Source organism: Sphingobacterium sp. ML3W (assembly GCF_000747525.1).
Lineage (GTDB): Bacteria > Bacteroidota > Bacteroidia > Sphingobacteriales > Sphingobacteriaceae > Sphingobacterium.
Map to the genome: position 1 here is coordinate 378,754 of NZ_CP009278.1, position 21,108 is coordinate 399,861.

Genomic DNA, 21,108 nt, shown 5'->3' on the forward strand with positions numbered 1-21,108 from the left:
TTTGAAAGTTACTTTAACAGATGTAGGTAGACGGTATAATCGGGAATGGATTTTTAAGCATATTCATTATGAATTTGAATCCGGTCAGTCATATGCCATACTCGGACCTAATGGTTCAGGTAAATCAACCTTGTTAAAGGTGCTTTCTGGAAGCTTAAGTCCATCTGCAGGGACTATTCTTTTCGAAGTGGATAATAAAGCAATAGCAGTAGAGGATATCTTTGGATTTCTGTCTTTAGCTACGCCTTATGTTGAGTTAATCGAGGAATTTACATTGCGAGAGCAAATACAGTTTCATTTTAAATTTAAGAATTATTTAGCGGGGTTTACGGAGCGTGAGGTCGTCCAGTTATTGGGTTTGGAAAAAGCGATAGACAAAGAGTTGAAGTATTTTTCCTCCGGAATGAAGCAACGTGTCAAACTGGCTTTGGCCTGTTGTAGTGATTCCCTTCTTGTTTTATTGGATGAACCAACCAGTAATTTGGATGCAGTAGGAGAGGAGTGGTATTTGGAATTGATCAATAAAACAAAACATGAAAATCGATTGTTTATCATTTGTTCAAACCAAGAAAAGGAGTATCATTTTTGCGACCATAAATTATCTATTTCGGATTTCAAAAGCTGATAATTATTAGATTTTTATAAAAAGATTAGATTTAGTAGTTTTGTAACTCAGAAAATAATCATAAAAGTTTAAATCATGGCAAAAGCATCAGACGTTAAGTCAGGAAATGTTTTAAGATTCAATGGTGAATTAGTAGCTGTTGAGGAATATATACATCGTACACCAGGTAATTTACGTGCTTTCTATCAAGCGAGAATGCGTAATGTCAAAACTGGTAAATTAGTAGAATACCGTTTTCGTGTTGACGAAAGTGTTGAAATTGCTCGTGTTGAGACAAACGATTATCAATATTTATATGAAGAGGGAGAATTCTTTGTAGTCATGGATAACACGACATACGATCAGTTCAATATCCCTAAGTTTTTGTTTGGAAATTCGGCACGATTCTTGAAAGAGGGTATGAACGTGATTGTAGCTTTCGAAAGTGAGGAAGCAATCATGGCACACGCTCCGAAGAATGTGGAATTAGAAATCACATATACGGAGCCAGCAGTAAAAGGAGATACATCAACAAATGCATTGAAAAATGCGACAGTAGAAACTGGTGTTGAAGTGAAAGTACCTCTTTTTATCAATCAAGGTGATAAAATTAAAATTGATACGCAAACAGGTGAATACGTCGAGCGTGTCAAATAATATAAAGATTTAGGTTTAGGTTGATTATTCGGTCTTGTTAGCACCCAGCTGCAAGGCCGTTTTTTTTTACTATGATGACTAAAACTGAACTGCGAAAGCACTATCGAGATCTTAGATCAAACTTGTCTGAAACAGATGAGGCAGCATTGAATTTGGCTCTGTTGAATCAACTCAAGAGTTTAGAATGGCAGCATGTGAAATTTTGTCATGTTTTTTTGCCAATTTCCAAATATCATGAACCTAATACGTTTTTGTTGATTTCTTATCTCCAAGAACAATATCCCCATATTCAGCTTGTCGTTTCAAGATCGGACTTAGCTTCAAATGTCATGAGTCATTATCACTATAGTGATACGGTAACTTTAGTGCATAATAAATGGGGGATACTTGAACCAACAGATGGCATTTCTGTAAATGAAAAAAGTATTGATATGGTACTCGTCCCATTGCTCATATCGGATATTTTCGGACACCGAGTTGGATATGGAAAAGGTTATTATGATCGATTTTTAGCACTTTGTAGACCGGATGTTCAAAAGGTAGGGTTATCGTTTTTCGAGCCTATAGGATTGATTGAAGATATTGATGTACATGATATTCCTTTAGATATTTGTGTGACACCAACCGCTGTATATCATTATTAAAATAAGACAGGAGCTAAATAACGAGCTCCTGTCTTATTTTAATTAATATAGTATTCTGAATTTAATTGTATTCTGTACCTTCTTGAGTTGTTTGATTAAGTCCTTGTCGTATTCACCTCTAATATCCGTAACGGCATAACCGATATCAGATTTGGTCATCAAAAATTGGGAAATAATGTTAATGTCATTTTGGGCGTACACCAGATTGATTTGTGCCATAATCCCTGGAACATTTTTGTGGATATGCAGCAAACGAGTGACATCCTTTACCTTAGGTAGGAGTAAATTTGGAAAATTGCGACTCATATAGGTATCTCCATTATTAATGAAATCGGCCATTCTTCTCGGAATAAATTCTGCATTTCTTTTCTTGTCTTTTTTATCATCAAAGACAACGATCCCCTTTGCATTACAGATTTCTTTACTGAGATGACTTTTTGCATCTCCTATCACGCCGATTGTTTTTAATTTATCTGCGCGGGACAATTGCTCATCAGAAACTTTGATGTCTTTCCCGAGCAATAACATACCCACATCTTTGGTATACTTTTCTTCGAATGTATCTTTCGATCGTATCGAAAAACCATCCCTTTTGAGGATATGTGCAGCTATTTCGGGTACATCACCAACAATCAAACATAAGATTCGGTTTTTTGGATAAGATATGGCACGAGGTAAATTATTAACGTATAGAAATTCATCAAAGCTAGGTGTGATGAAATCTGCTCTTTCAGTCACAGTTTTTCTGGAGATGTTCTCCGTAAAGGCAAAGAATTTTTCAATGAGACCTGACTCTTTTAATTGAAAATCTGAATAGCCATCACCAATGCCGTAGATGGTTCCTTCTATTTTTAACTCTTTTAGTAATTTAACTTTTCCACCCTCATCCGATAATGGATTCGATTCATCAAATCCAATGATATTATCATGCTCATCAAATATAAAGGTGTTGGCATAAATATTCTCCTTTTTGATATTGTAAGGAGTCACGACTGGTGTAATGAATTCTTTAAATCCACCGGACACAATCCAAGCAGTATCTGAATTTTTCTTAAAAAACTCTCTGTTTCTTGAGAAAGAGGTAGACACCTTCTTTTTGAGGTGGGTAATGAGTTTGTCGAGATGACTTTTGTTCGCTTGAAGGAGTTGAACACGACCTGCCAGCGCTTCACGAAAAGATAGTTTTCCCTCCATCGCAAGATTTGTATACCGTTCGATTTCGAGATATATTTTTTCGCGATCAGGATGATGTTCAAGTGAAATTTTAGCTAATTCGTCCAAAGCCTCTACCTGCGTAAAGGTGCTGTCAAAATCGATAATGTAATAATTTTTCACGGTTTAGTTTGTTTAGGAGTTAGATTGTTGATTGACTATACTGTTGAGCGATTTCTTTTAATGTTAGGTCTAAAGATTTATATTTAAAGGGCAAAACTTGCTGTAATTTGGCAGCTGAGTAGGCGAGTTTTTCACTAGAAGCCCTAGCACTATCCTTGGTCAGTGTCGACTTTTCGTTCTTGATAGCTGCTACCCAAGTAGCTAAAGTTGCAGCGATATGTAATAGTGTTGGAGATACGGCTATTTTAGGAGCTGCTTTGCCCATTACTGCACTAGCCTTTTCGAGCAATTCTTTATTACTAAGGTTGACATTATTGATGATGAACCGTTCGCCAGAGATTGATTTTGTAGCCATTAAGTAACGCATGATGTTGGCGACATCTTCAACATCAACTACACCAACGGTCCCTGTGGGATAATATTTTAGACCTTTGTTGATGAGTGAAAATATTGCACCCGACCCTTTACTACCAGATGATGCGCCAATGATAACTGAAGGATTGACAATAACTGCATCTAAGCCTTCAGCAATTCCTCTCCATACCACCATCTCACTTTCATACTTAGAAATGGCATAGTTTGATAAGGTCGGTTCATATTCCCAATAATCTTTCTCGCTAACTGGTGTTTGGTTTTTGCTCGACCCTAAAGCAGCAACGGAGCTCACGTGGACGAGCCTAGCGTTATGCTCTAAGCATAGATTGACAATATGCGAAGTACCATCCCTATTTACATTTATCATGTTTGCAGCGTCTTGCTTTTGGTAAGATACGACAGCAGCACAATGGTATACCTCTGTAATATTGCAAAAAATCTCTGCCAATTCAAAATAGTTACAAATATCGGCATTCACCCATTGGATTAAAGACGAAGATAATAGCTGTTGTGGAATGATTGAGCTGGAGCGTTTTATTGCTATTACATCAATGCCCAAATCGATCATCTGTTTGATCAATGTAGCGCCTAAGAATCCGGTTCCTCCTGTTATTAATATCACATGTTAAAGATAACGTTAAAAATAATGTTTTCAAAAGTAAGTTAATAAATGGATATTTGTCTAAGACAAGGTTTTCATTTTTGATTATCACCAATACAAATTTATCATATGTCATTATCCGTTTTTTTTAGCCCAATTGTTGCCAAAGAGCTCCTCCCCGATGAAGGGTTTTTACGCTCGCAGTTTGGGAATGTTCTTCGTATTTATGACAATCAGTTCCCAAGTTGGGATAAGGACGATAAGCCTCAATTGGCAATAATCGGGGTAGAGGAAGATCGAGCAGCGGTGAATAACCAAGGCTGTGCAAAATCTCCAGATGCCATTCGTAAACATTTATATAAGCTCTATCAGGGAGATTATGCAATCAATGCAGTAGATTTAGGGAATGTCAAAGCTGGAGCTACGTTGAAGGATACTTATGCTGCATTAAAAGCTATTGTAGAGGAGTTAATTGCTGAGGAAATCATTCCTATTATTATAGGTGGTGGTCATGATTTGACTTATGCACAATATTTGGGCTATCAGAGTATGGGACAAAAGGTCGAATTAGCGGTTATAGATGCTAGATTTGATCTAAACCAAGAAAGCAGTGAGCAGGTAGCATTGGATTCTAGGTCGTATTTGAATCACATTATTTTACATGAGCCAGATTATTTATTCAATTTGAATAATATCGCCTATCAGACCTATTTAGTCAGCAAGGAATCTTTGAGTATGTACGATAAGTTATTCTTTAATGCAACTCGTGTTGGCGCTATTGCTGGTCGTATGGATCAGTCTGAGCCTTTAGTGCGAGCAGCAGACATGGTCAGTTTTGATATCGGAGCCATTCGTTCATCAGACGCATCTGGCAATGCCAATGCTATGCCAAATGGATTATATGGTGATGAGGCTTGTCAGATTGCACGCTATGCCGGAATGTCAGACAAATGTTCGTCTATTGGTTTTTATGAGTTTAATCCTGACTACGATCCTATGCAACAGACAGCGATGTTGGTTTCGCAAATGATCTGGTGTTTTATCGATGGGTTTTATAACCGAAAACAAGATACTCCCTTGTTGCCTAAGTCTTCCTATATCATCTACCGGACCACCTTGGAAAACGAGGATCATGAGTTGGTATTTGTTAAAAGTAAGAAATCGGATCGCTGGTGGATGCAAGTTCCCTATTTTGGGTCACGATCTGTAAACGAACGTTATCACTTAGTTCCATGTCGATATGAAGATTATCAGTTGGCAGTAACGGGTGAAATGCCCGATTTATGGTGGCGTACCCATCAAAAATTACAATAATCTGAATGGTCTGACAAGACCATTTTTTATTTCTTAAAAAGAGTTTATGGAAACAATGTATATTATTATCGTTATTATTTTATTGGTCGTTCTTATCGTGATTTCATTGAAGAAGAAAGATCCAATTCAGGATGATAGCCAATGGCGTCGTGAGAAGGAGCTGATGTCTATTGAATTGGCTAAAGTACAACAACGCGAACAGAGTTTATTGCAAGAAAGAGCAATGTTACGTGACGAATTAGAGAAAGAACGGGAACATGTATTGATCGTAGAGCGTTCTTTGGAAAGTACACGTTCTTTTTATGAAGCGCAACAAGATAAATTTCAAGAACAGAAAGTTGAAATCGCAGCGATTAAAAGTCAGTTTAATGCTGAGTTTCAAGTCATCGCAAATAAGATTTTAGAAGAAAAAACGCTTCGCTTTACCGAAACTAACTCGAAATCTATTGGACTTATCTTAGACCCTTTGAAAGAAAAAATCAAACTTTTTGAAGAAAAAGTTGATAAAACATATTCGCAAGAAGCTGCTGAGCGTAATTCTTTAAAAGGTGTCGTACAGCAATTGATGGAACAAAGTTTACGAATCAAAGACGAGGCAACAAATTTGACTCGAGCCCTTAAAGGTGATGCAAAGAAACAAGGGAATTGGGGAGAGGTAATCCTAGAGCGGGTTTTGGAACGCTCGGGTTTGGAGAAAGACCGTGAATTTAGATTGCAGGCATCTTTGTTGGATATGGAAGGCAGACGTATGCAACCAGATGCGATCATTGATTTACCTGAAAATAAACATCTGATTGTAGATTCGAAAGTCTCATTAGTCGCGTATGAACGTTGGGTAAATGCAGAAGACGATATAGAACGAGCAACTTTTGCGAGGCAACATATTTTATCTGTTGAAAATCACGTTAAAGATTTATCTGCAAAAAATTACCATGAGTTATATGGTATAGAGTCACCAGACTTCGTATTACTTTTTATGCCAATAGAATCGGCTTTGAGTATGTCTGTTTCAGAAAAACCCGATCTTTTCAGCGATGCTTGGGACAGAAAAGTTGTTATTGTAAGTCCTTCGACTTTATTGGCTACCCTGCGTACGATTGCTAGCATTTGGAAGCAAGAGCGCCAAACGCGTAATGTCATTGAAATTGCAAAAGAAGCCGGGGCCTTATACGATAAATTTTATGGTTTCTTAACCGATATGGACCAAGTACAAGCGCAGTTGCACAAGGCTTTGAAAAGTCATGAAGATGCTTCCAAAAAGCTGTCTTTTGGACCAGGAAATGTCATTAGAAGAGTAGAGAATCTGAAAAAATTGGGCGCAAAGGCTAATAAACAAATCGATTCAAAATATTTAGATGAAGAGGTAGAAGAAGATTAAACTTCTTCTATTTCTGCATTCATTTTTTTAAGTCTTTTGTTTATGCTAATATCTACTGAAGCATCCTTTAAATGATCAATAGCCGCCATTTCGGTCGTTGTATATACGTCAGACTCATATTCATCGATTGTCTTCTGATTGCGAATCTGTCGGTCATAAGCATCTCTACCGGAAAGCAACTTCACAAATACGGGTAAGCATTCTAAAAAAACAAAGAGCAGGCCTATGAAAGTAACCGCATTTTCTGTTGCTTGATCCACTTTGCCGTTCGCTTTTATTTTAAGATTACCCAATGCTGAGTTTCGGTCTGCAAATCCTGCTAAATTAACAGCACTATCCAAACTAGCATTTGAGAGTCCTTTTTGATTTAAAATACCTTCCACGCGCTGTTTATCACGAATATTGTTTTCCTGGGCCATAACTTTACTTCGTAATGTATCCAGGTATACCGTAGATTTTTCCAATTCGAGCTCTTTTCGCTTTGCATAAGGTCCGTAGCCTATCACACCTGAGGTTTCAGTTGTTTTATTTCCGAAAATTTCATAGTTCAGCTTTTGGCGGTCTGTTTTGATGTTAGCATCTAGGGAATCTCGCTCTGCTATCAAGCCCTTAAGCTGATTAAGCTCGAATGCATACTTTTTATTGAAAATGATATTTAAACTATCAATTTTTGCACGCTCGTTGGCAATGTAAGTTGTTTTAAGATTTTCCCTAATTTCCTTGTCAAATATTTTAAGTTCCAAAGGCCTAGAAATGACTACTCCAATTAGTATGGCCAATAAGATACGAGGTAAGGCTTGTAGAAATTGGAACGACCCTGTCTTTGATTTGTTGATGCTTAGGACAATATATCGGTCCATATTAAAAATCATCAACCCCCATATTAGGCCGAATACAATTGCTAAGAGCCAATCCAAATAAGTTCCACTAAATACAAAATACATAGCATAACCGCCAGAAAGACTGGCAAATAATCCTGTGAAAAAAATCGTTGCTCCTATGGCGACATATTTATTATGTTCTTGAGGATATTTACGCAGGGTTTCTTCATGTATGCCAGCGCAATACAGAAAAAAATGGTTGATACTATTCATTTATTCGAATTTATTGGTAAAGAGACAATAAAAATAAAAAATTGTTTCATTACTTTTCTGGTTATTACATTATTGTGATAAATATAGTTACTTATTTTGATCTTTGTAAAAAGGATTACTTGACCAAATATTTGTAACTTTGCCCAAATTATTGCGAGAAAAAAAAATTATATAATGAAGAAAAAACGACTTTTGCCATTTTTTTTGATTGTGGCAACTGCCTTTGTTGGTTGTGAAGAAAAAAAACAAATGACTGATAATCCGCTATTATTAGCTTATGATACCCCTTTTAATGTTCCTCCATTTGATAAAATTAAGGATGAACATTTTAAACCTGCTTACGAGGAGGCCATTAAAGTTCATAATTTAGAAATTGATTCGATTGTAAATAATACAGAAGAACCGTCTTTTAAAAATACAATTTTAGCGATTGAAAATGCAGGAAGTTTATTGAGTAATGTATCGCGTGTATTTGGCAATTTAAGTAAAGCGAATACAAACGATAGTATCAGTGCTTTAGATAAGGAATTGGCACCTGTATTAACAGGCCATTACGATGATATATCGATGAATAGTAAACTATTCGCTCGCATTAAAACGGTTTGGGATAAGAAGGCATCATTAGGTTTAGATGCTGAAGATATTAAACTGTTGGAAAATACCTATAAGAATTTTGTTCGTTCAGGCGCTAATTTAAATGATGCGGACAAAACGAAGTTAAAGAAAATCAATTCTGAATTAGCAGGTTTAACCGTAGAGTTTGGTCAAAATGTATTAGCAGAGACCAATGCGTTTGAAATGGTTGTTGATAGTGCTAGCCAATTAGAAGGTTTGCCAGAATCATTAAAATCTGCTGCTGCTGAAGATGCAATAGCGAAAGGAAAAGAAGGCAAGTGGTTGTTTACTTTACAAAATCCTTCTGTTATGCCATTCTTGCAATATGCTCAGAACAGAGATTTAAGAAAGCAGATTTGGGAAGCTTATCAAATGCGCGGAAATAATGATAATGCGCATGATAATAAGGAAGTCTTAAGAAAGATTGCTAATCTACGTTTAGAAAAAGCAAAATTATTGGGTTATAATTCTTATGCTGCATACGTCTTGGAAGAATCAATGGCTAAGAATCCAACCAACGTATACGAATTGCTTAATAAACTGTGGACTCCAGCGCTAAGTAAAGCAAAAGGTGAGGCTGCAGATATCAATAAAGAAATCAAAGCACAGGGTGGCGATTTTGAGGTGGCCCCTTATGATTGGAGATATTATACAGAGATCATTCGCAAAAATAGATTTGCATTAAATGAGGATGAGATTAAACCTTATTTCAGCTTACCTACTGTAAGAGAAGGTGCATTTGCAGTTGCTCATAAACTATATGGTTTAACTTTCGTTGCGTTAAATAATGTCCCTGTTTACCATAAAGATGTAGAGGTTTACGAGGTTAAGGACAAAGATGGTTCGCATTTGGGATTATTATATGCCGATTTCTTTCCTCGTGCATCGAAAAGCGGTGGTGCATGGATGACTTCTTATCGTAGTCAAAGTAAAAAAGAAGGAAAACGCAATGCTCCTGTAATCTCCATCGTTTGTAACTTCACAAAACCTGTTGGCGATCAACCTGCGTTATTAACTTTTGATGAAGCAAGTACTTTGTTCCATGAATTTGGTCATGCTTTACATGGCTTATTATCCAATGTAAAATATAGAAGTTTAGCAGGGACCTCGGTTTCCAGAGATTTTGTAGAATTACCATCTCAAATTATGGAAAATTGGGCGGCTGATGCATCAGTATTGAAAGAGTACGCTAAACATTATAAAACAAAAGAGGCGATTCCAGATTCTTTAATAGCTAAAATGGAAAAAGCAGGAACCTTTGATCAGGGTTTTGCAACAGTGGAATACTTAGCAGCATCTTTACTTGATATGAACTATCACGCTGCTACAGCTCCAATAAAAGGAGATATCAATGCATTTGAAAAAGAATCTTTGAAGAAAATGGGTTTAATCGATGCCATTATCCCACGTTATAGAAGCACTTATTTCAGACATATTTTTGAAGGGGGATATTCTGCGGGATATTATGCCTATATCTGGTCTGAGGTATTAGATTCAGACGCTTTCGCAGCTTTCAAGGAGAAATCATTGTATGATCAAACTACGGCAGATTCATTCCGTCGTAACATCTTAGAAAAAGGTGGAACTGGAGATCCAGCAGAAATGTATAAAGCATTTAGAGGTGTTGATCCAGATCCAAAATACTTGCTAATAAAAAGAGGGTTGAATTAATTAGTCGACCAAAATAAAAACAAAAAAAGGAGCAAAATATTTTGCTCCTTTTTTTGTTTTTATTCGTTAGACACAAAAATAATTTTTACATTTGGTTATTGTTTATAATTAGTCTAAATAATAATAGTGGTATTCATGTTTTAATATAAGCGAATTATATGTGTCAGTCAGTTGTTCTCAGTCATAAAGGTAAATCCCATATTAGTTATTGCATCAAATGTAAAACATTTTATATTTGGCAGGATTCTTATCTCCTAAGTTTGGGATATCTAAAGTTTGAGGCATTTGTTGCAGCGACTATGCAGAGTAATATCAAAAGTAATTATTTTAGCTTTCCTGATGGAGAAATGAGGGTGTTGATTGATACTCCTTGTCCAGAGATTGTCTTTGTATTCAACGAAGATGAATGGAATGATTTTTCAGATGCACTTTCGGAATCAAGCTATATGAGCGAAATATATCAGATGATTTCTTAGCAGATAAAAAGTCCTGTAAGCCTTTTCAATTTTCTTCTTCTATTCTTTTAAAAGGTATTACAGGCACTAATAAATCTGATTGATGTTATACTCTAAATGTATAACGCTGTCTTTCAGATGACCTCACGCTATGTTAGAGGTAGGGTGTAATAAAAAAGGGTTGTTCGCGAACAACCCTTTTTTTATGATGCCAAGAGTTATTTCCCAATGGCATAATAATTAAAACCTAAATTTTCTAAATGCGATTTATTTAACAATTTTCTGCCATCGAAAATAAAAGATGGTCTTTTCATCTGTTTTTTGATTATAGACCAGTCGTAATCTTTAAATTCATCCCATTCTGTCAACACTGCAATAGCATGTGCATCTTCGCAAGCTTGCATAGGGTCATTTACGACCTTTACAAGTGCTCTATTTTCTTCAGGGCTTCTCGTATTCAAATAATCAAGGTCAGCATATATACGTTCAGCAGATACTTTTGGGTCATAAATCGTGATTTCCGCTTGTTCATTTAATAAATAATCAGCAACGTATATGGCTGCAGATTCTCTAGTATCGTTCGTGTCTTTTTTGAAAGCCCATCCTAAAAACGTGATTTTCTTTCCAGAAACAGTATTATATAAGGTTTGAATAATATGATCTGCAAATCGATGTTTTTGATGATCATTCATGATAATCACTTGGTCCCAATAATCTGCAACTTCATTTAGCCCATAGCTTCTGGCAATGTAAACAAGGTTTAAAATGTCTTTCTGAAAACAAGAACCTCCAAAACCAACTGATGCTTTTAAAAATTTTGCACCAATACGGGTGTCCATGCCAATTGCTTTTGCTACTTCGTCGACATTCGCTCCTGTTTTTTCACAAAGTTCTGAAATGGAGTTGATAGAAGATACACGTTGTGCTAAAAAAGCATTTGCCGTTAATTTAGATAATTCTGATGACCACAGATTTGTAGTCAATATTTTATCATTAGGGACCCAGTTTTGGTATATACTTACAAGTGTATCAATAGCCTCCTGATTTTCTCCCCCAATTAGTACACGATCAGGAGCTAATAAATCTTGAATAGCCGTGCCTTCAGCTAAGAATTCTGGATTTGACAGGATATGAAAATTGACACCATTACCGGTATGGTCTAGAATACTTTTTAATGCGGCAGCGGTACGAACAGGTAGGGTGGATTTTTCCACCACTATTTTATCTGTTTTAGCAACAGCAGCAATTTGTCTTGCACATAGTTCAATGTATTTGAGATCAGCGGCCATACCTTTTCCTTTCCCATAGTTTTTCGTTGGGGTATTGACCGAAATAAAGATCATATCTGCCTCATCGATGGCTTTCTCAACTTCTGTAGAGAAAAATAAATTGCGACCTCTCGCTTCAGCAACAATTTCTGCCAATCCGGGTTCGTAAATGGGTAGGTTGTCTAGATTTTCATCGTTCCAGGCCGCAATACGGTCTTCATTGACATCTACAATAGTGATTTGGATGTTAGGACATTGTTGGGCAACCACAGACATTGTAGGTCCTCCGACATATCCAGCACCAATACAACAGATTTTTTTGATATTAAATGACATAGCTTTCTATTCAAGCATTTTTATAGTAATACAAAAATAACAAAATATTTAGCTTGGGTAGCAGGAATGTAGATCAATTTGATGTTGTAATTGCTTATATAATTATTAATTTTACTGAACATAAAGGGATACGAAATTGATCAAGCAAGAGATAATAGATAAAGTGTTGGATGCAGCTCGCATTGAGGAGGTTGTAGGGGAATTTGTAGACTTGAAAAAGAGAGGGACATCGCTTATTGGGAATTGTCCTTTTCATCATGAGAAAACGCCCTCTTTCCACGTTTCTGTCTCAAAAGGTATCTATAAGTGCTTTGGTTGTGGTGTAGGAGGAGACTCGTTGAAGTTTGTGATGGAGTTGGAGAAATTTTCCTATCCAGAAGGCATCCGATATCTTGCCAATAAATATAGCATCGAGGTCGAAGAAGTAGAACGATCGCCTGCGCAATTAGCGGCGCAAGATAAGCGAGAAAGCTTATATGTACTCAGCGGTTGGGCAAGTAAATTTTTTAAAGAGCAGATGTGGACCACAGAGTTGGGACAGGTTATTGGATTGCATTACTTTAAAGAACGCGGATACCGTGAAGACATCATTAAGAAATTTGAACTCGGCTATTCTCCCGATAATTGGACCGCTTTTGTTGATGCTGCCGTAAAGGCTGGTTTTCATCCGGACTATCTCAAAGAAATTGGTCTCGCCATCGAGCGGGATGATAAGAGCCTGTACGATCGATTCCGTGGACGTGTCATGTTCCCAATTCATAATCTTACAGGAAGAGTTATCGGTTTTGGAGGCCGAACTTTAAAGACTGATAAGAAAGTTCCCAAATATGTAAATTCGCCGGAGAGTGATATCTATCATAAGTCAGATGTGCTTTATGGGCTTAATTTCGCCAAAAAAGCAATCATGGATGATGATAATTGCTATTTGGTCGAAGGTTATGCAGATGTTATATCCACGCATCAGGCAGGGGTTGAAAATGTGGTGTCTTCCTCAGGAACATCATTGACTACCGCTCAGATTCGGTTGATAGCACGTTTTACTAAAAATGTCACGATACTTTATGATGGAGACGAAGCAGGAATAAAAGCGTCCCTTCGTGGAACAGATATGTTGCTTGAAGAAGGTTTGAACGTTAAGATTTTGCTATTCCCTGATGGGAATGACCCAGACTCTTATGTGAAGAAATTTGGATCTTCGGCATTTAAAGCTTACATCAAGGAAAATCAACAAGATTTTATTTTTTATAAAACAAGGATCCTACTTCGTGACACGAATAATGACCCAATCAAACGAGCAGAAGTTATTCGTGATGTAGTTGAAAGTATTGCACTGATACCTGATGAAATTAAAGTATCCGTATTTATTCGAGAGTGTAGCAATTTATTGGATATTGAAGAGCGAATCTTACTTTCTGAACTTAATAAAATACGAATTTCAAAAGCTAAAAGAGCAGATAAGGATTTTAGCAAGAAGAGCACACCTGCTATAGGTTCAGGTGTACCGCCAATGGACGGTCCGCCTGCAGATTTCTTCATGACAGATGAAGAAAGAGGTGGGGCAGCAGCACTTGTAGGTGAAACACCGACGCAACAAATTACACCAGAAATTCTACAAGAACGTGAGATAATACGTATCCTGATTAATTATGGAGATTATTTAGCGACCTGGGAAGGTGATGGAGATATTCCTGTAGCAGGCGTATTACTTAGTAATATTGAGGACGTTAATTTTGAGGATAAGGCTGCGGCTTATATTTTAAAAGTTTACCGAGAAGCAGCTGAAAAATATGAAATCCCCGAAGCAAAACAGTTTTATTCAAATCCAGATGATACTGTTGCTGAGCTTGCGATTAATTGCGTGGCATCAAAATACAATTTGAGTGAAAATTGGAACGATGATAAACGCAAAATTTATGTCACCCAAGAATACGAACACCTAAAAGCACTTGTTGTTACGGCAATTTACCGAATTAAGAAGCGGAAGATAACACGTGAGATGGATAAGATTAGGGAAGAATTAAAAAGTGAGAAAGACGACGTAAATGTAGAGGTATTAATTTTTAAATATCAAAAGCTTAAAGACGCAGAGAAGATGTTGGGAGGATTGCTCGGAAATACCGTAGTCAAATAAAGTATGGCCAAACATCTTGAATTTGGAAAATTAGGCGAATCATATGCTGAGAAATTTCTGCAGGATTTAGGCTGTGAAATTTTGTTAAGAAATTGGCGGTGTAAGAATTTAGAAGTAGATTTGATTGTCAAAGATATTGATATTTTGGTGTTTGTTGAAGTGAAGACACGACGTCAAATTGATTACGGTGAGCCATTTGAATTTGTCGATTGGAAAAAAAAGAGAAAATTGACAAGGGCAGCGGATTATTATTTAAAAAAATATAAGGTACAAGGAGAGATCCGTTTTGATATCGTATCCATCGTTATCGCGGATAAAGAAACCATACAAATAGAACATATCAAAGATGCGTTCTGGAATGAATAAAGTATATTTTATATGAAAAAAACAACGTATGTCTTTTTAGGATTAATATTTGGGCTTGGAGCCTGTAAAACTAAGAAATCGAGTAAGCTTGAGTTTGCGAAACCTGACACGAGTCAATCCATAGAGCAAGGAGAGCCCATTCAGTTGCAATTGAAATTTTCCTCATCAGATTTGGACTCTGTGGTGTATTATATCGATAATCAGGTGGTTGGACAAAAGCAAGATACAACAGCACTTCAAGTCGATAGCAAAAACTTAGCGCTAGGTGCTCGCAATATTTCGGCGAAGTTATATCAGGGAGCTAAAGTAGACAGTGCGAGTGAATATATTAGTGTGGTACCTCCTGCACCTAAGGAGTATGGTTTTGAGGTTGTTAATAAGTTCCCTCATGATACAACAGCATTTACACAAGGACTGCAATACGAAAATGGATTTCTATACGAGTCTACTGGTAGCGGAAATGGTACACTTACCTCATTGCGACGTGTCGATTTAAAATCAGGGAAGGTATTGCAGCGAAAAGATTTTGACTCAGAAAAATATTTCGGCGAAGGCATGACCATTGTTGGGGATAAAATCGTGATGTTAACATGGAGAAATATGGAAGGCTTCGTTCTAAATAAATCAAGTTTTGAATTGGAGAGAACATTTCCTTATCATAATAGCAAAGAGGGGTGGGGGCTAACATTTGATGGTAAACGTTTGATTAAGTCTGACGGATCACATAAATTATATTTCTTAGATCCAAATACGCAGGAAGAAATAGATTTCATTGAGGTATATGACAATAATGGAAAGGTTGCTGCATTAAATGAATTGGAGTATATCAATGGAAAGGTATATGCCAATGTATATGAACAAGATATTATTGTTATTATCAATCCGCAAACAGGAGTGGTAGAGAGTAGAATAAATTTGGTAGGAATCTACCAGCATGCACAATATGATAATGAGTTGAATGGTATTGCATATGATCAGGCGGGCGATCGTCTATTTGTGACCGGTAAACTTTGGAATACTTTGTTTGAAATTAAAATGATCGCGCGGTAAGTACGACCTTCTGAGAAAAAATGAAGAAGTCTTATGCGGTCAAGTATTGACAAGCATTATAAATTCAAAAAAGAGCATAAAATATAGTTTTATGCTCTTTTTTTGTCTTGAAATTTAAATGCGATTAATAATTTAAGAAATGCTCTTAAGTAAGGGCGGTGTTTTGTTGAAAGCGCATTCATATCAACTTAGTATCAAAGTAATACCTACTTCGATATTAAAACTGTTATTAGATAGAATTTATAGAGGGTTTATAGAGCTTTACCTCTACGAACCCTCTATAAACCCTGTATAATACCTCTAGTATAACTCTAAAAAATACCGAGCTGATACAAAGCAGGTGTTAAGTTGTGTGAATCTCAATCGAATTATAAACCGGTATTAAATCATTAAAAAATAATAGAGGTAGTTCTAGTTCTCGGGGTGTTCTTAAGGACGCAAAGCATGTGGTTTTATGAAAAATTCCATTTTTTCACTTAAAGGTTCAAACTCTTCTTTTTGCGCTTGTTCTACACGATCGGGATAAAGGATGCCATATAAGTGGTCAACTTCGTGTTGGAAGATGACTGCCGTAAATCCTTCAATATTTTCTTCCATTATCTTTCCTTCTTTACTGATGTGTTGCAGTCGAATTGTATAGCTTCGTAATACATCTTCCCTACGGTCGGGTATGGATAAACATCCTTCTACTCCTTTTCGCGTCAATTTTGATCTCCAAATAATCTTAGGGTTGATATAGCTTTCAAATGGTTCATGTTCTTTATCAAATCTTTGAACTACGATTAAATTTTTATTGATTCCTACCTGTGGTGCCGCGATACCAACGCCAGCATGCTCGGGATGTTGAACCGTGCTTAACATTCTCTTTTCTAATGCAGAAATTGAGGAATCATTATATTTAAGGTCAACTGATGGAGTTGTCAGTATAGCAAGGTCTTTTTTATCAGTTATTTGCAGTATGCGTAGCTTTTCTGTTGCTGGTCCACTAGTAATAATCTGTAAGTCTTCCTGATTAAAGTTCATTCCCGATTGGATATCAATAGGTCTTTCGTTTTTTTCTTTATGGAATGCTTTTTCTCCTGCCATAATCTTGGTTTCTAAAATGTTTTCTTGGGGTGGTACAGGGCAGCGATAGCCATTACTGTACGCACAATAAGGATTGTATGCGGTATTGAAATCGATGGTTGCCTTACCGCTTATGATATCTTCAGTTGATAAATCAATGTAACGTCCACCACTATAACTCTCTTCACCATTTGTTAAATCTAAAAAGGGTAAAAATAAGTGATTCTTGTACTGTGGATTTTGAAATAGTGCTGCACTTTGATAAACTGTCAATTGATAAGGTTTATTGTTCAAGGTGAAATTCAATATAGCGTAACGTTTATAGGGGTTGCTTGTGCCATCGTAGGTGGGCATTTTGAAGGTTTCCTCACCCAATAACAAAGTTACATCTGCTGTAACCCGGTAATCTTGATCGACTGGGAAGTAATCTAAAAACTGTACTTGATCTGCGGGTAAGGGTCCAAATTTGGACTTAGATAAGCTCAAAGCTTTTTCTTGCCTATCCTTTAGAACAAGCTCTTGGTAATCTTGCGCATTTGCTTTTATACTTGAAGCAGCCAAGAAAAGGCCAATTAGTATGGTGTATTTCATTCCTTTTGATTTAAAGTCTAGCAAATTTATAGATTATTTTAATCAATTGGGCATCTATTTACAGAAACAGATTTGTATTTTTGTCAAAATATTCAAGATAAGCATCAGTATGAGAGTAATGGCTTTTGATTATGGGACCAAACGTATCGGTATAGCGGTGACTGATCCCATGCAAATAATTGCAACAGCATTGACAACGGTGCATCCAGACGAAGTTTGGAAATTTTTAGAAGATTATTTTAATAATGAGCAAGTGGAGACTTTTGTTGTGGGGAAACCATTGCAAATGGATGGAACAGATTCGGAATCTGCCATACATGTGCTAGGCTTTGTCCGCAGGTTAAAGAAAACATATCCTACCATCACCGTGGTAGAAGTGGATGAGCGGTTTACTTCTAAAATGGCCTCTGCTGTAATTGCTCAGAGTGGTAAGAAAAAAAATAAAAGGCAAGAAAAAGGTATTGTTGATACAATTTCAGCAGCCCTTATTTTGCAGACATATATGGAAACAAAAGCATATTAATATGGCATTAAAAGATATCCTATTCTTTACTGAAGATGTTGATTTCAAATTAAAGGAAAAGGCAAAGATTAGAGAATGGATTATGAAAACGATTAAATCTGAAGGATTTAAACGTGTAGGAGAGTTAAGTTTCATTTTATGTTCAGATGTGTACTTGTTGGAAATCAACAAACAATATTTGAACCACGATACGTATACTGATGTGGTTACTTTCGATTCTTCGGAAGATGAAGATGTAATCGCGGGAGATATCTTCATCAGTGTTGAGCGTATTTCTGAAAATGCGGATAAATTTAAGGTCGATAGCAGAGAAGAATTACATCGCGTTATCATGCATGGTGTATTGCATTTATGTGGATATTACGATAAAAAACCAGAAGATAAAGCGTTGATGACCGCTAAAGAGAATGAATATCTTGGTAAACGAGATTTTTAGAAATGAAAAAGGCGTTCAACTTGTATGCTGAACGCCTTTCTTATGATTTTGATTAAGACTAAAATCTCTCGAATTGTGAGAAGAAGAAAGATCCTTCGATTTGTGCATTTTCATCAGAATCAGATCCATGAACTGCATTCGCATCGATAGATTTTGCATATTTGTTACGGATAGTACCTTCAGCAGCATCAGCTGGGTTAGTAGCACCGATCAATGTACGGAAATCTTCAACAGCATTGTCTTTTTCTAAGATTACAGCAACGATAGGACCTGAAGTCATAAAGTTTACTAATTCTCCATAGAAAGGACGCTCTTTGTGTACTGCATAAAATGCACCAGCTGTTTCAGTAGACAATTGAATATATTTCATTGCTACGATTTTGAAACCGCCAGCAATAATATCATTCAAAATTGCGCCGATGTGACCATTTGCAACTGCATCTGGTTTGATCATCGTAAAAGTTCTGTTAGTTGCCATTAATGTTATTTTTTTTGCAAAAGTAATGATTTCTGCCAATAACTGAAAGATAAGCGCGTTATATTCTTCTATTCATCACCTCTTGTCACATTTTCTTTGAAAAAAGTATTTTTCTAGAGTATCTAGAAATGATTAACTTTGTATTATTATGGCATTAAATCTAACAGTTGATATTGATAAAGATTCAGGGTTTTGTTTTGGTGTAGTCTATGCGATAGATATGGCCGAAGAAATCTTGGAAGAAGATGGTTATTTGTACTGTCTAGGTGATATTGTACATAATGATGAGGAGGTAGCCCGCCTTAAAGCGAAGGGCCTACGTATTATCGCTCATGATGTGTTGCCAACTTTGCAGCATGAGAAAGTGCTCATCCGTGCCCACGGCGAAGCCCCCGAAACTTACAGGATTGCATTAGAAAATAACATTACGCTGATTGACGCCTCTTGTCCTGTTGTACTCAAGTTGCAAAATCGAATTAAAACCTCCTTTGATCAAGAGGAAAAGATATTAATTTTTGGTAAGCATGGCCATGCCGAGGTTGTTGGTCTTCAGGGACAAACGAATAATGAGGCATTGGTGTTCCAAGATATTGCAGAATTGGATGATGCTGATTTACCAGCTTCCTTTACCCTTTATAGCCAAACGACGAAGAGCGTTGATCGGTTTTATGAAATTAAAGAGGAGTTGATTAAAAGAGGATATGAAGTCAAGGCCAATGATACCATCTGCCGCCAGGTTTCAAACCGTTATGAAGATTTAGTACACTTTGCTAAAAAGTACGATAAGATTGTTTTTGTTTCTGGAAAGAAATCTTCTAACGGTAAGGTACTTTTTGAAGTATGTCTTAAAGAAAACCCCAACACTTATTTCGTTTCAGAAATTAGCGAGATTAATATTGCAGGCTTTAACGAACACGATAGCGTGGGTATATGTGGGGCAACATCAACTCCGATGTGGCTTATGAAAGAAGTTAAAACCTTTCTAGAAGCCCTGTAGATCCAAAATTTCGCGTCATAAATATTTCATTTTGTCGTAGATAGCCACTATCTACCGTGTAATTTCCGTAGTTTTGTGTTAAATGAGTAAGAAAGCTACCAAAGGAATTTTATTAGTTCAGCTGGGGACTCCAGATAGTCCTGCTACATCAGATGTTCGAAAATATTTGACAGAATTTTTAATGGATGGAAGAGTAATTGATATTCCATATATCAATAGAACTCTTTTAGTTAAAGGGATTATCGCTCCAACCCGTGCTCCAAAATCAGCTAAGATTTATGAAACAATTTGGGATAAAGAGACTGGTTCTCCATTGATGTATTATAGCCTAATGCAACGTGATCTTTTGCAAGAATCATTGGGTGAAGATTATCATGTTGAACTGGCTATGCGTTATCAAAACCCTTCCATTGAAAATGCGTTGAAAAATTTGGAGGGTATGATGCTAGATTCGATTCGTGTTATACCTTTATTCCCACAATACGCTTCCGCCACTAGTGGCTCGGTTATCGATCGTGTGATGGAGTTGATCCGTAAATGGAACTATCTGCCAAGCATGAGTTTCGTAAGCAGTTATTGCCAAGAACCTTTGATGATTGAAACATATGCCGATCACGCAAGACAACATGATATTGCTAGTTTTGATCATATCGTCTTCAGCTACCACGGACTTCCTGTCCGCCAATTGGGGAAAGTTGACCCGACAAAGCAGTTAAAATGTCCGGAGGATGGATGTGATTCATGTAAAATTAACGTCAATTCTTTCTGTTATTTGTCACAATGTCATGCAACGACGCGCGCTATCGCGGAGGATTTAGGATTGCAAAAAGATCAGTATAGTATCTGTTTTCAGTCAAGATTAGGTAAAGAACCTTGGATTCAGCCTTATACATCTAGTTTATTGGAGACTTTGGCTAAAAGTGGAAAGAAGAAACTTCTAGTATTTAGCCCAGCATTTGTTGCGGATTGTATTGAAACAATTGATGAAATTGGCGTGGAATATGCTAATGAGTTTAAGCATTTAGGAGGCGAGGAGGTTCAACTTGTTGAAAGCCTAAACGGTGACCCTAAGTGGATTGAGGCTTTAAAGCGATTGGCTTTAGATGCTTAGTACTAATTTAAAA

At 36.7% G+C, this 21,108-nt stretch carries 20 protein-coding genes; 14 read left to right on the forward strand and 6 right to left on the reverse strand.

The annotated features are described in order from the left end of the window. The first annotated feature begins 1 nt into the window (after nucleotide 1). The 3 genes from KO02_RS01720 to KO02_RS01730 all read left to right on the forward strand — a co-directional run bounded on the left by KO02_RS01720 (nucleotide 2) and on the right by KO02_RS01730 (nucleotide 1,905). Nucleotides 2-625, forward strand: a complete 624-nt coding sequence (locus tag KO02_RS01720; protein ID WP_038695298.1) for an ABC transporter ATP-binding protein — start codon at nucleotides 2-4, stop codon at nucleotides 623-625. Between the two features lie 75 nt (nucleotides 626-700). Continuing rightward, nucleotides 701-1,261 (forward strand): elongation factor P, encoded by a 561-nt coding sequence (efp, locus tag KO02_RS01725; RefSeq protein ID WP_038695300.1) that lies wholly within the window; start codon nucleotides 701-703, stop codon nucleotides 1,259-1,261. A gap of 71 nt (nucleotides 1,262-1,332) precedes the next feature. Beyond that, the gene (locus KO02_RS01730; protein WP_235212323.1) at nucleotides 1,333-1,905 is read left to right on the forward strand and encodes a 5-formyltetrahydrofolate cyclo-ligase; all 573 of its coding nucleotides are present in this window, start codon (nucleotides 1,333-1,335) and stop codon (nucleotides 1,903-1,905) included. Between the two features lie 42 nt (nucleotides 1,906-1,947). Here KO02_RS01730 and KO02_RS01735 read toward each other — a convergent pair whose 3' ends face one another. Both KO02_RS01735 and KO02_RS01740 read right to left on the reverse strand, forming a co-directional pair. Beyond that, nucleotides 1,948-3,240 (reverse strand): HAD-IB family phosphatase, encoded by a 1,293-nt coding sequence (locus tag KO02_RS01735; RefSeq protein WP_038695302.1) that lies wholly within the window; start codon nucleotides 3,238-3,240, stop codon nucleotides 1,948-1,950. A 19-nt stretch (nucleotides 3,241-3,259) separates the two neighbouring features. Further along, nucleotides 3,260-4,237 (reverse strand): NAD-dependent epimerase/dehydratase family protein, encoded by a 978-nt coding sequence (locus KO02_RS01740; RefSeq protein ID WP_038695304.1) that lies wholly within the window; start codon nucleotides 4,235-4,237, stop codon nucleotides 3,260-3,262. 108 nt (nucleotides 4,238-4,345) lie between these two features. Here KO02_RS01740 and KO02_RS01745 point away from each other — a divergent pair, with 108 nt between their 5' ends. Further along, the gene (locus tag KO02_RS01745; RefSeq protein ID WP_038695306.1) at nucleotides 4,346-5,530 is read left to right on the forward strand and encodes a formimidoylglutamase; all 1,185 of its coding nucleotides are present in this window, start codon (nucleotides 4,346-4,348) and stop codon (nucleotides 5,528-5,530) included. A 46-nt stretch (nucleotides 5,531-5,576) separates the two neighbouring features. Beyond that, entirely contained in the window at nucleotides 5,577-6,908 is a 1,332-nt protein-coding gene (rmuC, locus tag KO02_RS01750; protein WP_038695308.1) for a DNA recombination protein RmuC, read from the forward strand. Here rmuC and KO02_RS01755 read toward each other — a convergent pair. Further along, complete coding sequence (locus tag KO02_RS01755; protein ID WP_038695310.1) at nucleotides 6,905-8,002, reverse strand: DUF4407 domain-containing protein; 1,098 nt, start codon at nucleotides 8,000-8,002, stop codon at nucleotides 6,905-6,907. The two genes, rmuC and KO02_RS01755, sit on opposite strands and share 4 nt — an antisense overlap. 174 nt (nucleotides 8,003-8,176) lie before the next feature. On the opposite strand from KO02_RS01755, the gene KO02_RS01760 reads away from it, so the two are divergent. After that, nucleotides 8,177-10,288 carry a M3 family metallopeptidase gene (locus KO02_RS01760; RefSeq protein ID WP_038695312.1) on the forward strand — a complete coding sequence of 704 codons (2,112 nt, stop codon included), beginning with the start codon at nucleotides 8,177-8,179 and terminating at the stop codon, nucleotides 10,286-10,288. A 260-nt stretch (nucleotides 10,289-10,548) separates the two neighbouring features. Then, nucleotides 10,549-10,764 carry a hypothetical protein gene (locus KO02_RS01765; protein ID WP_235212324.1) on the forward strand — a complete coding sequence of 72 codons (216 nt, stop codon included), beginning with the start codon at nucleotides 10,549-10,551 and terminating at the stop codon, nucleotides 10,762-10,764. A gap of 197 nt (nucleotides 10,765-10,961) precedes the next feature. Here KO02_RS01765 and KO02_RS01770 read toward each other — a convergent pair whose 3' ends face one another. Further along, nucleotides 10,962-12,347 (reverse strand): nucleotide sugar dehydrogenase, encoded by a 1,386-nt coding sequence (locus KO02_RS01770; RefSeq protein WP_038695316.1) that lies wholly within the window; start codon nucleotides 12,345-12,347, stop codon nucleotides 10,962-10,964. Between the two features lie 136 nt (nucleotides 12,348-12,483). On the opposite strand from KO02_RS01770, the gene dnaG reads away from it, so the two are divergent. From dnaG to KO02_RS01785, 3 genes are read left to right on the forward strand one after another with little or no spacing between them, the layout of a single operon-like run. After that, nucleotides 12,484-14,478, forward strand: a complete 1,995-nt coding sequence (gene dnaG / locus KO02_RS01775; protein WP_038695318.1) for a DNA primase — start codon at nucleotides 12,484-12,486, stop codon at nucleotides 14,476-14,478. Between the two features lie 3 nt (nucleotides 14,479-14,481). Beyond that, nucleotides 14,482-14,844 carry a YraN family protein gene (locus KO02_RS01780; RefSeq protein WP_038695320.1) on the forward strand — a complete coding sequence of 121 codons (363 nt, stop codon included), beginning with the start codon at nucleotides 14,482-14,484 and terminating at the stop codon, nucleotides 14,842-14,844. Nucleotides 14,845-14,856: 12 nt separating this feature from the next. Continuing rightward, nucleotides 14,857-15,894 carry a glutaminyl-peptide cyclotransferase gene (locus tag KO02_RS01785; protein ID WP_038695322.1) on the forward strand — a complete coding sequence of 346 codons (1,038 nt, stop codon included), beginning with the start codon at nucleotides 14,857-14,859 and terminating at the stop codon, nucleotides 15,892-15,894. A 429-nt stretch (nucleotides 15,895-16,323) separates the two neighbouring features. Here the strand turns inward: KO02_RS01785 and def are convergent, their stop codons facing one another. Continuing rightward, nucleotides 16,324-17,550 (reverse strand): peptide deformylase, encoded by a 1,227-nt coding sequence (gene def, locus KO02_RS23150; RefSeq protein WP_081918284.1) that lies wholly within the window; start codon nucleotides 17,548-17,550, stop codon nucleotides 16,324-16,326. Between the two features lie 109 nt (nucleotides 17,551-17,659). Here def and ruvX point away from each other — a divergent pair, with 109 nt between their 5' ends. Then, nucleotides 17,660-18,073 (forward strand): Holliday junction resolvase RuvX, encoded by a 414-nt coding sequence (ruvX, locus tag KO02_RS01800; protein WP_038701983.1) that lies wholly within the window; start codon nucleotides 17,660-17,662, stop codon nucleotides 18,071-18,073. 1 nt (nucleotide 18,074) lies between these two features. Further along, entirely contained in the window at nucleotides 18,075-18,509 is a 435-nt protein-coding gene (ybeY, locus tag KO02_RS01805; RefSeq protein ID WP_038695324.1) for an rRNA maturation RNase YbeY, read from the forward strand. Between the two features lie 58 nt (nucleotides 18,510-18,567). Here ybeY and KO02_RS01810 read toward each other — a convergent pair whose 3' ends face one another. After that, nucleotides 18,568-18,987 (reverse strand): nucleoside-diphosphate kinase, encoded by a 420-nt coding sequence (locus KO02_RS01810; protein ID WP_038695325.1) that lies wholly within the window; start codon nucleotides 18,985-18,987, stop codon nucleotides 18,568-18,570. Nucleotides 18,988-19,135: 148 nt separating this feature from the next. Between KO02_RS01810 and KO02_RS01815 the strand changes: the two genes are divergently transcribed. Together KO02_RS01815 and hemH are read left to right on the forward strand one after the other, a co-directional pair. Next, nucleotides 19,136-19,984, forward strand: coding sequence for a 4-hydroxy-3-methylbut-2-enyl diphosphate reductase (locus KO02_RS01815; RefSeq protein ID WP_038695327.1), 849 nt, complete (start codon nucleotides 19,136-19,138; stop codon nucleotides 19,982-19,984). 82 nt (nucleotides 19,985-20,066) lie between these two features. Continuing rightward, a complete protein-coding gene (gene hemH / locus KO02_RS01820; protein WP_038695329.1) occupies nucleotides 20,067-21,095 on the forward strand; it encodes a ferrochelatase in 1,029 nt (342 codons plus the stop codon). The last annotated feature ends 13 nt before the right edge of the window (nucleotides 21,096-21,108 follow it).